18 protein-coding genes are annotated in these 15,499 nt (G+C 65.1%); 14 read left to right on the forward strand and 4 right to left on the reverse strand.

All coding sequences use genetic code 11. The annotated features are described in order from the left end of the window. Nucleotides 1-32 precede the first annotated feature (32 nt). On the reverse strand, nt 33-1,004 hold the full coding sequence (gene ylqF, locus C8C95_RS02645; protein ID WP_099730760.1) for a ribosome biogenesis GTPase YlqF: 972 nt from the start codon (nt 1,002-1,004) through the stop codon (nt 33-35). 92 nt (nt 1,005-1,096) lie between these two features. Here ylqF and C8C95_RS02650 point away from each other — a divergent pair, with 92 nt between their 5' ends. Together C8C95_RS02650 and C8C95_RS02655 are read left to right on the forward strand one after the other, a co-directional pair. Next, a complete protein-coding gene (locus C8C95_RS02650) occupies nt 1,097-1,348 on the forward strand; it encodes a hypothetical protein (RefSeq protein ID WP_116747548.1) in 252 nt (83 codons plus the stop codon). Beyond that, complete coding sequence (locus C8C95_RS02655; protein WP_243415614.1) at nt 1,345-1,575, forward strand: oxidoreductase-like domain-containing protein; 231 nt, start codon at nt 1,345-1,347, stop codon at nt 1,573-1,575. Before C8C95_RS02650 ends, C8C95_RS02655 begins: the two co-directional genes overlap by 4 nt. 95 nt (nt 1,576-1,670) lie before the next feature. On the opposite strand, the gene gshA is transcribed toward C8C95_RS02655, so the two are convergent. Together gshA and C8C95_RS02665 are read right to left on the reverse strand one after the other, a co-directional pair. Then, nucleotides 1,671-3,197 (reverse strand): glutamate--cysteine ligase, encoded by a 1,527-nt coding sequence (gshA, locus tag C8C95_RS02660; RefSeq protein ID WP_116747550.1) that lies wholly within the window; start codon nt 3,195-3,197, stop codon nt 1,671-1,673. Between the two features lie 71 nt (nt 3,198-3,268). After that, nucleotides 3,269-4,177: an SDR family oxidoreductase gene (locus tag C8C95_RS02665; protein WP_116747551.1), complete on the reverse strand. Its 909-nt coding sequence runs from the start codon at nt 4,175-4,177 to the stop codon at nt 3,269-3,271. A gap of 317 nt (nt 4,178-4,494) precedes the next feature. Here C8C95_RS02665 and C8C95_RS02670 point away from each other — a divergent pair, with 317 nt between their 5' ends. From C8C95_RS02670 to tolA, 11 genes are all read left to right on the forward strand, one after another. Next, nucleotides 4,495-4,776, forward strand: coding sequence for a DUF427 domain-containing protein (locus C8C95_RS02670; protein WP_056064826.1), 282 nt, complete (start codon nt 4,495-4,497; stop codon nt 4,774-4,776). 566 nt (nt 4,777-5,342) lie between these two features. Next, nucleotides 5,343-5,981: a DUF938 domain-containing protein gene (locus tag C8C95_RS02675; RefSeq protein WP_116747552.1), complete on the forward strand. Its 639-nt coding sequence runs from the start codon at nt 5,343-5,345 to the stop codon at nt 5,979-5,981. A gap of 12 nt (nt 5,982-5,993) precedes the next feature. After that, nucleotides 5,994-6,290 (forward strand): 2Fe-2S iron-sulfur cluster-binding protein, encoded by a 297-nt coding sequence (locus C8C95_RS02680; RefSeq protein ID WP_116747553.1) that lies wholly within the window; start codon nt 5,994-5,996, stop codon nt 6,288-6,290. A gap of 226 nt (nt 6,291-6,516) precedes the next feature. Further along, on the forward strand, nt 6,517-7,638 hold the full coding sequence (gene ribBA, locus C8C95_RS02685; RefSeq protein ID WP_116747554.1) for a bifunctional 3,4-dihydroxy-2-butanone-4-phosphate synthase/GTP cyclohydrolase II: 1,122 nt from the start codon (nt 6,517-6,519) through the stop codon (nt 7,636-7,638). Between the two features lie 19 nt (nt 7,639-7,657). Further along, nucleotides 7,658-8,122 (forward strand): 6,7-dimethyl-8-ribityllumazine synthase, encoded by a 465-nt coding sequence (gene ribH, locus C8C95_RS02690; protein ID WP_015015031.1) that lies wholly within the window; start codon nt 7,658-7,660, stop codon nt 8,120-8,122. Then, on the forward strand, nt 8,119-8,658 hold the full coding sequence (gene nusB / locus C8C95_RS02695; RefSeq protein WP_116747555.1) for a transcription antitermination factor NusB: 540 nt from the start codon (nt 8,119-8,121) through the stop codon (nt 8,656-8,658). The genes ribH and nusB overlap by 4 nt, the downstream gene beginning before the upstream one ends. Nucleotides 8,659-8,777: 119 nt before the next feature. Then, nucleotides 8,778-9,962 carry a pyridoxal phosphate-dependent aminotransferase gene (locus C8C95_RS02700; RefSeq protein ID WP_116747556.1) on the forward strand — a complete coding sequence of 395 codons (1,185 nt, stop codon included), beginning with the start codon at nt 8,778-8,780 and terminating at the stop codon, nt 9,960-9,962. 20 nt (nt 9,963-9,982) lie between these two features. Beyond that, complete coding sequence (gene ybgC / locus C8C95_RS02705; protein WP_056065182.1) at nt 9,983-10,402, forward strand: tol-pal system-associated acyl-CoA thioesterase; 420 nt, start codon at nt 9,983-9,985, stop codon at nt 10,400-10,402. Continuing rightward, nucleotides 10,399-11,112 (forward strand): protein TolQ, encoded by a 714-nt coding sequence (gene tolQ, locus C8C95_RS02710; protein ID WP_015015035.1) that lies wholly within the window; start codon nt 10,399-10,401, stop codon nt 11,110-11,112. Before ybgC ends, tolQ begins: the two co-directional genes overlap by 4 nt. A gap of 15 nt (nt 11,113-11,127) precedes the next feature. Next, a complete protein-coding gene (locus tag C8C95_RS02715; RefSeq protein WP_116747557.1) occupies nt 11,128-11,550 on the forward strand; it encodes an ExbD/TolR family protein in 423 nt (140 codons plus the stop codon). A gap of 31 nt (nt 11,551-11,581) precedes the next feature. Continuing rightward, on the forward strand, nt 11,582-12,553 hold the full coding sequence (gene tolA, locus C8C95_RS02720; protein ID WP_116747558.1) for a cell envelope integrity protein TolA: 972 nt from the start codon (nt 11,582-11,584) through the stop codon (nt 12,551-12,553). 278 nt (nt 12,554-12,831) lie between these two features. On the opposite strand, the gene C8C95_RS02725 is transcribed toward tolA, so the two are convergent. Next, on the reverse strand, nt 12,832-14,172 hold the full coding sequence (locus tag C8C95_RS02725; RefSeq protein WP_056065185.1) for an MFS transporter: 1,341 nt from the start codon (nt 14,170-14,172) through the stop codon (nt 12,832-12,834). 261 nt (nt 14,173-14,433) lie between these two features. On the opposite strand from C8C95_RS02725, the gene cyoA reads away from it, so the two are divergent. After that, entirely contained in the window at nt 14,434-15,492 is a 1,059-nt protein-coding gene (cyoA, locus tag C8C95_RS02730; RefSeq protein WP_116747559.1) for a ubiquinol oxidase subunit II, read from the forward strand. Nucleotides 15,493-15,499 lie beyond the last annotated feature (7 nt).

Raw genomic sequence — 15,499 nt, forward strand, 5'->3', positions numbered from 1 at the left:
GCCTAAAGGCCCGCAGGCGCAGGCCTGATCAATCAGTCCGCGTCGCTGTCCGGCGCAGGCTCGCGCACGCCAGAGCCCTTGCCCTTGGCCTTGGCACGCGCGTCTTTCTTGGCCTGGCGCTTGGCGTCTTCGGCCAGGCCTGCAGCACGCCAGGCTTCAAACTCGGCGGGCGTTTCCAGAGTGATGCGGCCCAGGATGGCGGTGCGAAAGTCCGTCATCACAATCTCGGCCGTCTTTTGCAGGTTGACCTTGCCGCCACCCAGCATGGCGCCGCGCTTCTTGCCGATGGCTGCGAGCAGTTCCTCGTCGTGCATCGTGGCCACGGCCCCCGCAGGCAGGCCCAGCTTGTAGCGGGACTCCAGCAAGGGGGCGTAGTGTTTTTGCAGGCGGCGCAGCAGCTCCAGCGCCACCAGTTCCTCGTCGTAGGCATTGCGGCCCACGGCGCCGCTGGCGGCCAGGTTGTAGCCACTTTCGGGCACCACAATGCGCGGCCACAGCATGCCCGGCGTGTCCCAGAGGTAGAAGTCGTCGGCCAGGGTGATGCGCTGCTCCAGCTTGGTGATGCCCGCCTCGTCGCCCGTCTTGGCATGACGCTTGTTGGTCAAGGTGTTGATCAGCGTGGACTTGCCCACGTTGGGCACGCCGCAGATGAGCACGCGCATGGGCTTGGCCATGCCTCCTCGGTTGGGCGACAGCAGATGGCAGGCGTCGATGAGCTTGCGCGCAGGGGCGGGGTCGGACGCATCCAGCGGCACGGCGCGCGTGTCGCTCTGGGCGTTGTACCAGTCCACCCACAGCGCAGTGCGCTCGGGGTCGGCCACGTCCTGCTTGTTGAGCACCTTGAGCGTGGGCTTGTGGCCCGTGATCTCGGCCAGCAGGGGGTTGGCGCTGGAGCCGGGCAGGCGCGCGTCCAGCACCTCGATCACCACGTCAATGTCCTTGATGCGTTCGGTGATGGCTTTGCGGGTCAGGTGCATGTGACCGGGGAACCACTGGATGGCCATGCGGGGTACTTTCTACGTTGTTCTGAGGTGTCCGAGGGTGGCAAGGATAATCGCGGTCTTCCTTCTGCCCACGCCACGGCGTTTTTATCTGCATGCCAGCCCCTCTCGACACCTCGCGCAAGCCCAAGGCCACCAAGGCCGACAAAGAGCTGCTGTTCAAGGGCGTGACCCTGGCCCTGATCGGCCTGGTCATCTTGCTGGCGCCCTATGTGGCCCGCTCCACCAGCGTGCGCGACCTCATGGGCCAGGTGGCGCTGGTGGGCTGGTTTGCGCTGGTGCTGGGCATTGCGTTTGGCGTGCAGTACGGCCTGCGCCGCGCCAAGGCGGGGCGCCGCCAGCCGTGACCTTGCCTGAGGAGACAGCCCCAGCCCCGGCGGTGGACGGCGCCACGGCGCAAGCCATTTTCGCGGTACTGCAGCAGCGCGCGGCCGCTCTTGGCATCACGCTGCGCAACCCGCCGCCCGAGCCTACGACCTGCTGCGGGCGGGGCTGCAACGGCTGCGTGTGGGAGGGGTTTCTGAGCGCCGCCGAATACTGGCGGCAAGAGGCCTTGCTGCAGCTGCAAGACTGACTTTGAAGCGTTTTGGGCTGGTAGCGCTAGTGCAATACGCCCGAGCAGCTACCAATTCAATAGCAGATCAATTTGACCTGCCCCTGATCGCGCCTTCAGCCCAGCTGCTCCACCGCCATGTACTGCTCGCGCCATTCCTCAAACGGCAGCGTGTCTGCCGCTTCAATCGCTTTTTGCGCGGCAATCGACTCATCGGCCATGGCCACGTAGCGTGCCTGCTGCTCGGCCGTCCAGGGCAGCGACAGCAGCGCGTCGCGGGCGGCCATGGACTGCTGGCGCGCAAAGGCTTCAAAGCTGTGCTGGTGGCTTTGCACGATGCTGTCCAGCACACGGGCTGAGGGCGTGCGCTCGGGCGCAGCCATCAGTGAACGGGCATCGCGCAGCGCGGTGCTGTAGTCGTCGGTGCCATGGGTGGCGTCCAGCGCTGCGGCCAATGGCTCGCACGCCGCCAGCACCTCGGCGCCCCATTCGGTCAGCAGCACGCTCTGGCCATTGCGGGACAGGCGCAGGCCGGGCTCGCGGCCGCGCTCTGCGGTCAGGTGCTGGTTCTGCTTGAGTTCGGCAATCTCGGCGGGCGTGTCGGGCGGGCTGTCGGACAGCAGGCAATGCAGCAAGAACACATCCAGCAGGCGCATGGTGGGCGCGGTGATGCCCACGGGCACGAACGGGTCCAGGTCCATCAGGCGCACTTCGACGTATTCGACCCCGCGCTCGCGCAGGGCATGCAGCGGGCGCTCGCCCGTGCGCACCGTGCGTTTGGGGCGGATGGTGCCGTAGAACTCGTTTTCGATCTGCAGCAGGCTGGTGCCGAGCTGGTTGTAGTCACCGCCGGGGTTACGCACACCCACGGTTTCGTAGGCGGGGTATGGCTTGGTCAGTGCCTCGTGCAGAGAGTTGGCGTAGCCCGTGAGGCCGTTGTAGCTCACGGCCAGCGTGGCTTGCGCGTCGCTCTGGTAGCCCAGGCGGCCCATGCGCAGCGATGTGGCGTGGGGCAGGTACAGCGCGCTGCCGCCCTCCATGCGCTCCAGGCGGTGCTCGCGCCCCTCCACAAAACAGGGGCACAAGGCGGGTGAGGCGCCAAATAGGTACAGCAGCACAAACGCGTGGCGCCGGAAGTTGCGAATCAGCGCGAAATACTGCTCGCTGTCCACGCCCGGCAGCGACCAGTTGTAGTGAATGCCCGAAATAGTCTGCATGCGCCGGCCATAGCGGTGGCCCAGGCCCATGCGGTACACGCTCTTGGCGCGGCCCACGTTGGAGCTGCCGTAGCGGCCAATCGGAATGGTCTCGTCCGTGGGCAGGCCGCAGGGCATGCTGGAGGCCCACAGCAGCTCGCCGCCGCTGTCTTTCAGGGTGTGGTGCACGAACTGGTGCACCTCGGTCAGCTCATCCAGGCACTGCTGCACGCCCTTGTGGGCGCCAGTGATCAGCTCCAGCTGCGACTCGCTGTAGTCCGTGGTGATCAGGGGATGTGTGAGGGCCGAGCCCAGCGCCAGCGGGTGGGGTGTGAGGGCCAGGCCGCCGGTGGGCAGCACGCGCAGCCCTTCCTTTTCGATGCCACGGCGAATCCCCCCCAGGGCGTCCGCCGGGTAGGCGGCCAGTCTCTCGTGCAGTTTGCTCATATGTTTATACCGATCCAACTTCTGTCGGCCCGGAACTTAGCACGTTGAGCGCTGGCCCGCCCAGAGGGGTGTCAAGCCCTTGCGGCCAAAGCGCGTCCAACCTCATTGGTTCCCTGCGCTGCGCCACTTTGTGGTACTTGCTCGCCCGCCCGCTCCGTCACCTCGGCCAGGCGGGCCGCCAGTTGCTCGGGCACATCGGCGCCAATGCCCAGATGGATACCCTGCGTGAGGGTGATGTGGGCGGCTTCGAACGTGCCCGCACCAGCACACAGGATGGAGCGCGTGGGCGCGCTTTCGTGCGCCAGCACCAGCATGGCGGGCACCACGGCCTCGGGCTTCAAGGCGTCCAGCACTTCCTGGGGCATCAGGCCCTCGGTCATGCGCGTGGCGGCCGTGGGGGCCAGGGCGTTTACATGGATGTTGTACTTGGCGCCCTCGATGGCCAGGGTCTGCATCAGCCCCACCTGGGCCAGCTTGGCGGCGCCATAGTTGGCCTGGCCAAAGTTGCCATACAGGCCGGTGGACGAAGTGGTCATCACGATGCGGCCATATTGCTGGGCCACCATGTGCGGCCACACGGCCTTGCAGCAGTTGGCGGCGCCCATCAGGTGCACATCCACCACTAGGCGGAAGTCATCCATGCTCATCTTGGCGAACGACTTGTCGCGCAGGATACCGGCGTTGTTGACCAGGATGTCCACCCGGCCCCAGGCGTCGATGGCCTGCTGCACCATGGCCTCGACTGCGGCAAAGTCGGTGACGGATGCGCCGTTGGCCAGCGCCTCGCCGCCCGCAGCGCGAATCTCATCGACCACGGCCTGCGCCGCACCCACGGTACCGCCGCTGCCGTCCACCGCGCCGCCCAGGTCGTTGACCAGCACCTTGGCGCCGCGCTTGGCCAGCGCCAGAGCATGCTGGCGGCCCAGGCCGCCGCCCGCGCCCGTCACGATGGCCACGCGGCCTTGGAAATCAATACCCATAGTGAAGGTTCTCCTGTTGTCTTGGTCAATCGGTCAGTGGAATAAAAACCTCTGGCACCTGCCCGAATGGGCTGGCGCCGCGCGCTGCACTGTAAGCCACAGCGCAGCCCGTGCAGGTTGCACAGGCGACTGGCTGCTCCGCCACCTCCCGCCAAGCAGGCCGAGCACCGCACACGCCCACGCGGCACATTGGGAATAATGGGTGCCTGCGCCAGCCCCGGGGTAGCGGCCAGCGCAGCCCTCCTGAACTCATTTTTTGATAGCTATTGGCGCATGTAACACCTGCGCTATCGGCCATTTTTACCCAAGGATCTCCCATGAAAGCAATCTGGAACGGCGTGGTGGTTGCCGAGAGCGACGACACCGTGGTGGTGGAAGGCAATCACTACTTTCCCGAAAGCGCGCTGCACCGCGACTACTTCACGTTCAGCAACCACAAGACCACCTGCGCCTGGAAGGGCCAGGCCAGCTACCTGTCGCTGCTGGTCAACGGCGAGATGAACACCGACGCTGCGTGGTTCTATGCCGACCCCAAGCCCGAGGCCGCTGAGATCAAGGGCCGCGTCGCGTTCTGGAAGGGTGTGAAGGTCACGGCCTGAAACGGCCTGCCAGCACCCTGCGCAGGTTATCCCTGCGCGCACTGGACAATCGTGTGGATAAGTTTTGGCAAGTCCTGTATGACAACGCCAAGTGCTTGATTTGCAAGGAAATGCACTGCATTGCCCTATTTTTAGGCAACCCGGTAAATCATGGCATGGGTTATCCCGGCGCACACTGGACAATGGTGTGGATAACCTTGGATAAGCCTTGTATGGCACGCTTAAGTGGTTGATTTGCAAGGAATATCCTTGCATTGCTCAAAAAACAGGCAATTGCAGAACGTCCTTTGCCACGTGCGGCCGATACCCCTTCACAGGCATCCAAACCCCCGGTTATCCCTGCCCGCACTGGACAATCTTGTGGATAACTGTGAACAAGCCTTGTATGACAGTCTTAAGTCATTGATTTACAAGGCAACTTCTTGTGCCGCTGAAAAAACAGGCAGCACGGATGGGTAAATCGTCTGCGGTACAGTGCACGTCGGCCCTTGGTTGGCCGCTCTTTATTTCATAGCTGCCAGCGCATGATCCACTAGCTCTAGCGGCCAAAAACACTCCATCCACCAGTGTCCACCACGTACCTTCAGCACAGTCCCGCCGCAGAGCGCAACCAGGGACCCATCCTGGCGCAGCTGCTGGCGTTGCTGCCCAACACCGGCGCCGCGCTGGAGATTGCCAGTGGCACCGGGCAGCACGCCGCGCACTTTGCAGCCGCCCTGCCCGGCTGGACCTGGCAGCCCACCGACCTGCACGACACGCACTTTGGCTCCATCACCGGCTGGGCCGCGCAGGCCGGTGCCCGCAACGTGCAGGCGCCACGGCGGCTGGACGTGCTGCACGACCGCTGGCCCAGCGAGGGCCCGGCATTCGGCGCCGCATCGTTTGACCTGGTCTACTGCGCCAACATGCTGCACATCGCCCCCTGGGCCTGCTGCACCGGGCTGATGCAGGGCGCGGCGCGGCACCTGGCACAGGGCGGTCGCCTGGTCACGTATGGCCCCTACCTCGAAGACGGCGTGCCCACCGCACCGGGCAACCTGGCCTTTGACGCCAGCCTGCGCGCGCAAGACGCCGCCTGGGGCATTCGCCGCATCGAAGACGTAACGGCCGTGGCTGCCCACGCCGGCCTTCAACTGGCCGCGCGGCACGCCATGCCCGCCAACAACCTGCTGCTGGTGTGGACCCACGCCGCCCACCAACCCTGAAGTGACACGCCCATGACGACACCCACCGCCGCCCCTTTCTTCATCGCCAAGGTCGAGCCCGACGGCACCCAGTGCGACGCCTGGCCCGAGCAGCCGCTGCTGCTGTCTATGGAGCAAGGCGGCATCGACTGGCCCAGCTCCTGCCGCAATGGCACCTGCCGCACCTGCCTGGGCCAGCTGGTCGAGGGCACCGTGCGCTACGCCATCGAATGGCCAGGCCTCACGGCCGAAGAAAAGGAAGAAGGCTGCTTGCTGCCCTGCGTGGCCTACCCCACGTCGGACGTGGTGCTGCAGGGCAGCGCCATCTGATCTGCGTCAGGGGCCGCGCCTTTCAGGCACGCAACCAGCCCCGGTGCACTAAAATCCAAGGTTTTGGGGCACGATGCCCCTTTGACGTGCGGCAGCGCCGCATCGCATGTTCTTTGGGGCGGTTTCTTGGAGGCACACCAGCTGCCTTCGGCCACGGGAACCTGTGCTGCAGCACACCGCCAGCTGGCACACCGCCAGAGGCTCCCACAGAAAGCCCCAACCTTCCATGAACACCCCCCTCACCCCCGTGCCGATCTCGCCCGTCGAGGACATCGTGGCCGAGATGCGCGCCGGGCGCATCGTCATCCTGGTGGATGAAGAAGACCGCGAAAACGAAGGCGACCTCGTCCTGGCTGCCGACCATGTCACGCCCGAGGCCATCAACTTCATGGCCCGCTTCGGCCGGGGCCTGATCTGCCTGACGCTCACGCGCGAGCGCTGCGAGTTCCTCAAGCTGCCGCCCATGGCCGCGCGCAATGGCACGGTGTACAGCACGGCGTTCACCGTCTCCATCGAGGCGGCAGAGGGTGTGACCACCGGCATCTCGGCCGCCGACCGTGCCCGCACCGTGCAGGTGGCCGTGGACCGCAACAGCCAGCCCAGCGACCTGGTGCAGCCCGGGCACATCTTCCCGCTGCAGGCAGTGGACGGCGGCGTGCTGATGCGCGCAGGCCATACCGAAGCCGGTTGCGACCTGGCCGCCATGGCGGGCTGTAGCCCCGCCTCGGTGATCTGCGAGATCATGAAGGACGACGGCACCATGGCCCGCCTGCCCGATCTGCAGCTGTTTGCCGCCGAGCATGGCCTCAAGATCGGCACCATTGCCGACCTCATCGAATACCGCAGCCGCAACGAGTCGCTGGTCGAAAAGGTCGGGACGCGCACGCTGCACACCGCCTATGGCGAGTTCACCGCCCACGCCTTCCGCGACCAACCCAGCCAGGCCGTGCATCTGGCCCTGGTCAAGGGCCAGTGGAGCGCCGACGACGTGGTGCCCGTGCGGGTGCACGAGCCGCTGTCGGTGTTCGATGCGCTCGAAGTCAACCGCTCCATGCACTCGTGGGGCCTGGACACCAGCCTGCAATACCTGGCCAAACAAGGCAAGGGCGTGGCCGTACTGCTCAATTGTGGCGAAAGCGCCTCCCAGCTGCTGGCGCAGTTTGAAGGCACCGCCCGCTCCGCCCAGGCGCCCGAGCGCGGCCGCATGGACCTGCGCACCTACGGCGTGGGCGCGCAGATCCTGCGCGAATGCGGCGTGCACAAGATGGCCCTGATGGGCCAGCCGCGCCGCATGCCTAGCATGACCGGCTACGGCCTCGAAATCACCGGCTTCATCCCCAAAGAATAAAGACAGGAACAGGATCACTATGTTTGGCGCAGACAAAGGCACCGCAGACAAACTGGACGGCAAGAAGCTGCACATCGGCATCGTGCAGGCCCGGTTCAACGAGAGCATCACCAACACCCTGGCCGCCGCCTGCCGCGCAGAGCTGCTGGCCCTGGGCGTGCAAGAAAAGCATATCAAGCATGTGCTGGTGCCCGGCGCACTCGAAGTGCCCGTGGCCCTGCAGGCCATGGCCGAGAGCGATGAATACGACGCGCTGATCGCGCTGGGCTGCATCATCCGCGGCGAGACCTACCACTTCGAGCTGGTGGCCAACGAATCCGGCGCGGGCGTGACGCGCCTGTCGCTGGACTACCAGATCCCGATTGCCAACGCCATCATCACCACCGAAAACATGGAACAGGCCATCGCCCGCCAGACAGAAAAGGGCGTGGACGCGGCCCGCGTGGCGGTGGAAATGGCCAACCTGCTGGACGAACTGTCATGAGCGAAAACACCCCTACGCCATCGTCGGCACGCCCACCCAAGCAGAGCCGCACCGGCCTCAAGAGCACCGGCACACGCAAGGCTGCCTCCAAGTCCAACCGCAGCCGCGCGCGCGAATTCGCGTTGCAGGCGCTGTACCAGCACCTGGTGGGCGGCAACGACGCCACGGCCATCGACGCGTTCACGCGCGACCTGGCGGGCTTTCACAAGGCCGACTCGGCGCATTACGACGCACTGCTGCACGGCTGCATCGAGCACGCCGCCAGCATGGACGCACTGATCACCCCGTTGCTGGACCGCAAGATGGCCGAGATCTCGCCCATCGAACACGCCACCATGTGGATCGGCGTGTACGAGTTCCAGAACTGCCTGTATGTGCCCTGGCGCGTGGTGCTCAACGAATGCATCGAACTCGCCAAGGAATTTGGCGGCACGGATGGCCACAAGTACGTGAACGCCGTGCTCAACGGCCTGGCCCCCCAACTGCGCGCCGTGGAAGTGGCGGCCGACAAGGCCGCAGGCGCGGGCGCTGCCTGACCCTGCCACCGCCCCGCTGCCGCCCTGCCCGTTGAACCGGGGCGGCTTGGTTTCTTTTCTCTCTACGCCCTCACGCCACCACGTCCACAAGGGGCCCGGTCGGGGCAGGATGCCATTCCATGAAGTTTTCCACGCGCGCCGAGCGCATTGAACCGTTCTATGTGATGGAGGTCGCCAAGGCCGCGCAGGCCCTGGCCCGCGAGGTGGCGGGCACGCGCGAACCGATGATCTTCTTGAACATCGGCGAGCCCGACTTCACCGCCCCGCCCCTGGTGCAGGAAGCCGCAGCCCGCGCCGTGCACAACGGCGCCACGCAGTACACCAACGCGCTGGGGCTGGATGCGCTGCGCGAGCGCATCAGCGGCTGGTACCAGAGCCGCTTTGGCGTCAACGTGCCTGCGCGCCGCATCGTGGTCACCGCCGGTGCATCGGCCGCGCTGCAGCTGGCGTGCCTGGCGCTCATCGAGTCGGGCGACGAAATTTTGATGCCCGACCCGAGCTACCCCTGCAACCGCCACTTTGTGAGCGCTGCGGAAGGCAAGGCCGTGCTGCTGCCCACCACGGCGGCAGAGCGCTACCAGCTGAGCGCCGACAAGGTGCGTGCGGCATGGAATGAAAAAACGCGCGGTGTGCTGCTGGCCTCGCCCTCCAACCCCACTGGTACCTCGATAGCGCCCGATGAGCTGCGCCGCATCCATGACGTGGTGCGGTCGCAAGAAGGCATCACGATGATCGACGAGATCTACCTGGGCCTGTCGTACGAGGAAGAGTTTGGGCACACCGCGCTCGCCATCGACGACAACATCATCAGCATCAACAGCTTCAGCAAATACTTCAACATGACCGGCTGGCGCCTGGGCTGGATGGTGGTGCCCGAGGCCATGGTGCCCGTGGTCGAACGCCTGGCGCAGAACCTGTTCATCTGCGCCAGCACCGTGTCGCAGCATGCAGCGCTGGCCTGCTTCGAGGCCGAGAGCATTGCCGAATACGAACGCCGCCGTGCCGAGTTCAAGGCGCGGCGCGACTTCTTCATCCCCGCGCTGCAGTCGCTGGGTCTGAATGTGCCCGTGATGCCTGATGGCGCCTTCTATGCCTGGGCCGACTGCACGCAGGCCGCGCAGCGCCTGGGCGTGAGCGGCAGCTGGGACTTTGCGTTTGAGCTGATGCGCCGCGCGCACATCGCCGTGACACCGGGGCGCGACTTTGGAACGGCCGAGCCCGAGCGGTTCATCCGCTTCTCGACCGCCAACTCCATGGCGCAATTGCAGGAGTCCGTGGAGCGGCTGCGCAAGCTGCTCGGATGACCAAGGCGAGCGACCCCACGATGGCGTTTGAATTTCCGATCCGGATCTACTGGGAAGACACCGATGCCGGTGGCATCGTGTTCTACGCCAACTACCTCAAGTTCTTTGAGCGCGCGCGCACCGAGTGGCTGCGCTCGTTGGGTGTGGGCCAACAGCAGTTGCGGGAACAAACCGGCGGCATGTTTGTCGTAACCGACGCGCAGCTGCGCTACCACCGCCCTGCGCGGCTGGACGATGAACTGATTGTTACCGCCGCCCTGCAAAGCAGTGGCCGCGCATCGTTGACAATAGTGCAGCAGGCGCTCCTGAAACCAGAGCAGATGACCGACCAGCCCCCGACCTTGCTGACCGAAGGCACCATCCGCATCGGATGGGTGGATGCCGCCACCCTGCGCCCCGCCAGAATTCCAAGCACCCTCCTGGAACAACTCACACCATGAATTCCCAAAACATGTCCATCATCTCCCTGGTGCTGCACGCCAGCTGGGTGGTGCAACTCGTGATGCTGCTGCTGCTGGGCGTGTCGGTGGCCAGCTGGGCCGCCATCTTCCGCAAGCTGTTTGCCTTGAAGCGCGTGAAGACACTGAACGAGGATTTCGAGCGCGAGTTCTGGTCGGGCACCAGCCTCAACGACCTGTACGCAGCGGCCGCCCAGAACGCCAAGCAGGCAGGCCCCATGGAACGCATTTTTGCCAGCGGCATGCGTGAGTACCAGAAACTGCGCGAGCGCCGCATCACCGACCCGGGCACCTTGCTGGACGGCGCGCGCCGCGCCATGCGTGCGAGCTTCCAGCGTGAGATGGATGTGGTCGAGTCCAGCCTGTCCTTCCTGGCATCGGTCGGCTCCGTATCGCCGTATGTGGGCCTGTTCGGCACCGTGTGGGGCATCATGCACGCCTTCACCGGCTTTGCAGGCATGGAACAGGTCACGCTCGCCACCGTGGCCCCAGGCATCGCCGAGGCGCTGGTCGCCACCGCCATCGGCCTGTTCTCGGCCATCCCCGCCGTGATCGCCTACAACCGCTTTGCGCGCGACATTGACCGCGTGGCCACGCACCAGGAAACCTTCATCGAAGAGTTCTCCAACATCCTGCAACGCAACCTGGGCGCCCAGCCCGCGTCCACAGGCCACACGGCCTCGGGCCACTGATCCGGGAGGCGCCCCATGCCCGCCATGGCATCCCGCGGCCGAGGCCGCCGCACCATCAACGAGATCAACATGGTCCCGTTCATTGACGTCATGCTGGTGCTGCTCATCATCTTCATGGTGACGGCGCCCATGCTCACCCCCGGCGTGGTCGATGTGCCCAGCGTGGGCAAGAGCAAGAACCCGCCCAAGGTGGTGGCCCAGGTCATCGTCAACAAGGACGGCACGCTGCAGTTCAAGACCCCCGAAGCCACGCGCAGCCTGAACCAGCGGGAGATTGGCGATGCCGCCAGCCGCTGGCAAAAGGGCCAGGGGCCCGAGAGCGCCGTGGTCATCAGCGCCGACAAGGGCGTGCAGTACGAAACCGTGGTGAAGGCGATGGACGCCCTGCAAAAGGCAGGCGTGCAACGCGTAGGCCTGTCGGTCAAGCAAGGCGGTTGAACCGAACCCGCCCGGCACCGCTCAGACGCCCATGCACGCCCACACCGACCGCGACCAGTTTGCCCCGCCCCGTCCACCGGCGCGCCTGCGCGCCATCACGCTGGCGGTGCTGGTGCATGCAGTGCTGATCGGCGCGTTGACCTGGGGTGTGAACTGGAAGAACACGGCCGACCAGCCCGCCGTAGAAGCTGAGTTGTGGGCCGCCGTGCCCACCCAGGCTGCTCCGCGCGCTGTGGAGCCCCCACCGCCCCCGCCACCACCGCCTGTGCAGCAGGTCACCCCTCCCCCGCCCCCCGCCCCCCCCGTGCGTGCGGCCGAGCCACCCGACACGCGCGAGGCGGACATCGCCATCGAGCGCGAGAAAAAGCGCCTGGAGCAGGAAAAGAAAGCCCGCGAGCAACAGCAGCTGCGTGAAAAGCGCGAGCGTGAGCGCAAGGAAGAAGAACGCCGCGACCGCCTGGAGCAGGAGAAAAAAGAGCGCCTGCAAAAAGAACGCGACAAAGAAAAGGAACAGCGCGAAAAGCAGCTGGCCGAACAGAAAAAGGTCGAGCAGGACAAGCAGAAGAAGCTGGCGGAAGACAAACGCAAGGCCGACGAGGCCGCCAAGCGCAAGGCAGAAACCGAGGCCAAGCAACTGGCTGAACAGCGTGAGGCCAACCTGCGCCGCATCCAGGGCATGGCCGGGGCCACAGGGGGCGAGAACGCCACAGGCACGGCCCAGCGCAGCGCGGGCCCCTCCGGCAGCTACGGTGGCAAGGTGGCGGCCAAGGTCAAGCCCAACATCGTGTACCCGGACGCTATCTCGGGCAACCCGCGTGCCGAGGTCGAGGTACGGCTGTCGCCCGACGGCACCATCGTGGGCAAGCGCCTGGTGCAGTCCAGCGGTAACAAGGCCTGGGACGACGCGGTGCTGCGGGCCCTGGACAAGACCGAGACGCTGCCGCGCGATGTGGACGGGCGCGTGCCGCCGTCCCTCACCATCGGCTTCAGGCCCCAGGACTGAGCGGGACCCAAGCCCCTCCCTCACGGGGCTTGCACTTCTGCCGTGGGACCTCGCCTCGTTGCTGATGCGCTGCTCGATCCCACGCCCCAGCAGCGCTGACCGCCTGCGTCTGAGCCCTTGTGGCCGTGTGCCCCGGTACGATGGACTGAGTCGTGCCTTGCAAGCCCCCAAAGCAAAGCGCCCGGCAGAACCGGGCGCTTTTTGAGCCTTTTATGCTGGTAGCGCTAGTGGAACATGCGCTGCAAGCTATACATTCAATAGCAATTCGCCAGCATGAATCAGCGGTCGCGCCGCTCCATGCGGCGGTTCAGGTTCAGCGCACCCAGCGTGCAGGCCACACCCGACAGCAGGTACACCGTCACTGCCAGCAGACCGAACTGCGACGACAGATACAGGGCCACCAGCGGTGCGAAGGCTGCACCAATGATCCAGGCCAGGTCGGCCGACAGGGCGGCGCCGGTGTAGCGGTACTGCGGCGAGAAGTTGGCCGTGACCGTGCCCGATGCCTGGCCGTACGACAGGCCCAGCAGCACAAAGCCCAGCAGCAGGAACATGGTGCTCCCCACCTCGCCGGTGTTGAGCAACACCGGCGCCATGAAGCTGAACACGCCAATCAGCACCGCCATGCCGCCCAGCAACTTGCGGCGGCCCAAGTGGTCCGACAGCCAGCCCGACACCATGATGGCGCCCGCCGCGAGGAACGCGCCGACGATCTGCACGCCCAGGATCTGGGTGACAGGCTGGTCGGAGTACAGCGTGATCCATGACAGCGGGAAAACCGTGACCAGGTGGAACAGTGCAAAGCTGGCCAGCGCCGCAAAGGCGCCCAGCAACACGTTGCTGCCTTCATCACGCATGACGCGGCTCACCGGCACGGGCTGCAACTCGCGGTCCTTGAGCAGTTCGGAATACGACTGCCCCACCACCAGACGCAGGCGGGCAAACAGGGCCACCACGTTCACGGCAAAGGCCACAAAAAACGGATAACGCCAGCCCCAGGCCAGAAACTCTTGCACCGTGAGGCTGCTGTACAGGTAGGCAAACAGGCCCGCAGCCAGCACAAAGCCCAGAGGCGCGCCCAGCTGGCCGATCATGGCGTACCAGCCCCGGCGCTCCTTGGGGGCCGACATGGCCAACAGCGACGGCAAGCCGTCCCACGAACCGCCCAGCGCCAGGCCCTGGCCCACACGCAGGATCAGCAACGCCACGATGGCTGTAGTGCCCACATCCTTGTAGCCAGGCAAAAAGGCCATGCCCACCGTACAGACGCCCAGCACGAACAGCGCAATGGTCAGCTTGGTGCCCCGCCCCCAGCGCCGCTGGATGGCCATGGAGATGGCGGTACCCACCGGGCGGACCACGAAGGCAACGGCCAGCAGCGCAAAGGCCATCAGCGTGCCGTCCAGGCGCGACAGGAAGGGAAACAGGAAGGACGGGAAGACAAGAACGCAGGCGATCCCGAAAACGAAGAAGTCGAAATACTCGGACGAGCGTCCGATGATCACGCCCACAGCGATTTCGCTGGGGGTGACGTCCTCATGCGTATCAGCCCGCGAGAGAGATGCGGCGCTTTCGTGAAAACCGGCCGCGGGGTAAGTGGCAGTGGCGGGGCTGCTCATGAACATGGCTCCTTGACGTTGTGTAGCTAACTTAGACCGTTCCGTTCTACACGCAACTTCTGTGGGCCACAAGTGCGGTTTCACTATGCCGGTTGCAGGAAATGTCCTTCAAAGCCCTCAATTGCACCAAATTGGTGCAAAAACAGTCTGCGCTTTTGACCTTGGACAAAATGTCCAATCGACAAAAAAGCTAGCGCTAGTACATTCGCACACATCCCGTTATCCGCGTTTACCCTGAAACGCATTGATCGCGCTCTACACATGCTCAAACTTCCCCAACTTCGTGGGCCCACCTGGCTGCTCGCCCTGACAGCGCTGGGTAGCCTGGCAGGCTGCAGCAAGGCTGTCGTGCTCAACCCTGCCGGTGACGTCGCTGCCCAGCAAGGCCAGATGGTCATCACCGCCACGCTGCTGATGCTGATCATCATCGTGCCCGTGATCGCGCTCACCCTGCTGTTTGCCTGGAAATACCGTCAGGGCAACACCGAGGCCGAGTACGACCCGGAATGGCACCACTCCACCACTCTGGAGCTGGTGATCTGGACCGTGCCGCTGCTGATCATCATTGCGCTGGGCGCCATCACCTGGATCGGCACCCACAAGCTGGACCCCTACCGGCCTCTCGACCGCATCGACGCGCAGCGCGCCGTGCCTGCCGATGTGAAGCCGCTCGAAGTGCAGGTGGTGGCCATGGACTGGAAATGGCTGTTCTTCTACCCCGAGCAAGGCATCGCCACCGTCAATGAAGTGGCCGCCCCGGTGGACCGCCCCATCCTGTTCAAGCTGACAGCCACGTCCACCATGAACGCGTTTTACGTGCCCGACCTGGCCGGCATGATCTACGCCATGCCCGGCATGCAGACCGAGCTGAACGCGGTGATCAACAAGCCTGGCGTGTTCAAGGGCATGTCGTCGCACTACAGCGGCGCGGGCTTCTCGGGCATGACGTTCAAGTTCCACGGCCTGAGCAATGAAGACTTTGCCCAGTGGGTGCAAAAAGCCAAGACCGAAGGCAAGCCGCTCGACAAGGGCACCTACCTGAACCTGGTCAAGCCCAGCGAACGTGATCCGGTGCAGCGCTTTGCCTCGGTGGAAGAAGGCCTGTACGACAAGGTGCTCAACCGCTGCGTCGAAGACGGAAAGATGTGCATGCACCACATGATGGCCATCGATGCCCTGGGTGGCGACGCTTACATGCGCGCTGCAGGGCTGAACCTGCCCCAGGACGTCTGCACCGTGCAAAACGCCGCCCAGGTGGTGGCCGCACTCGAAACCCGCAACGCACCGGCACCAACGACTGGCGCCAGCATCCGTCAATGAGCACTCC

The sequence above is a fragment of the Acidovorax sp. 99 genome, assembly GCF_003096455.1.
GTDB lineage: Bacteria > Pseudomonadota > Gammaproteobacteria > Burkholderiales > Burkholderiaceae_C > Acidovorax > Acidovorax delafieldii.

Coding starts and splice junctions, on each gene's coding strand:
- ylqF (WP_099730760.1), bottom strand. CDS start 1,004: ATGGCCATCCAGTGGTTCCCCGGTCACATGCACCTGACCCGCAAAGCC.
- C8C95_RS02650 (WP_116747548.1), top strand. CDS start 1,097: ATGCCAGCCCCTCTCGACACCTCGCGCAAGCCCAAGGCCACCAAGGCC.
- gshA (WP_116747550.1), bottom strand. CDS start 3,197: ATGAGCAAACTGCACGAGAGACTGGCCGCCTACCCGGCGGACGCCCTG.
- C8C95_RS02665 (WP_116747551.1), bottom strand. CDS start 4,177: ATGGGTATTGATTTCCAAGGCCGCGTGGCCATCGTGACGGGCGCGGGC.
- C8C95_RS02670 (WP_056064826.1), top strand. CDS start 4,495: ATGAAAGCAATCTGGAACGGCGTGGTGGTTGCCGAGAGCGACGACACC.
- C8C95_RS02680 (WP_116747553.1), top strand. CDS start 5,994: ATGACGACACCCACCGCCGCCCCTTTCTTCATCGCCAAGGTCGAGCCC.
- ribBA (WP_116747554.1), top strand. CDS start 6,517: ATGAACACCCCCCTCACCCCCGTGCCGATCTCGCCCGTCGAGGACATC.
- ribH (WP_015015031.1), top strand. CDS start 7,658: ATGTTTGGCGCAGACAAAGGCACCGCAGACAAACTGGACGGCAAGAAG.
- nusB (WP_116747555.1), top strand. CDS start 8,119: ATGAGCGAAAACACCCCTACGCCATCGTCGGCACGCCCACCCAAGCAG.
- C8C95_RS02700 (WP_116747556.1), top strand. CDS start 8,778: ATGAAGTTTTCCACGCGCGCCGAGCGCATTGAACCGTTCTATGTGATG.
- ybgC (WP_056065182.1), top strand. CDS start 9,983: ATGGCGTTTGAATTTCCGATCCGGATCTACTGGGAAGACACCGATGCC.
- tolQ (WP_015015035.1), top strand. CDS start 10,399: ATGAATTCCCAAAACATGTCCATCATCTCCCTGGTGCTGCACGCCAGC.
- C8C95_RS02715 (WP_116747557.1), top strand. CDS start 11,128: ATGCCCGCCATGGCATCCCGCGGCCGAGGCCGCCGCACCATCAACGAG.
- tolA (WP_116747558.1), top strand. CDS start 11,582: ATGCACGCCCACACCGACCGCGACCAGTTTGCCCCGCCCCGTCCACCG.
- C8C95_RS02725 (WP_056065185.1), bottom strand. CDS start 14,172: ATGAGCAGCCCCGCCACTGCCACTTACCCCGCGGCCGGTTTTCACGAA.
- cyoA (WP_116747559.1), top strand. CDS start 14,434: ATGCTCAAACTTCCCCAACTTCGTGGGCCCACCTGGCTGCTCGCCCTG.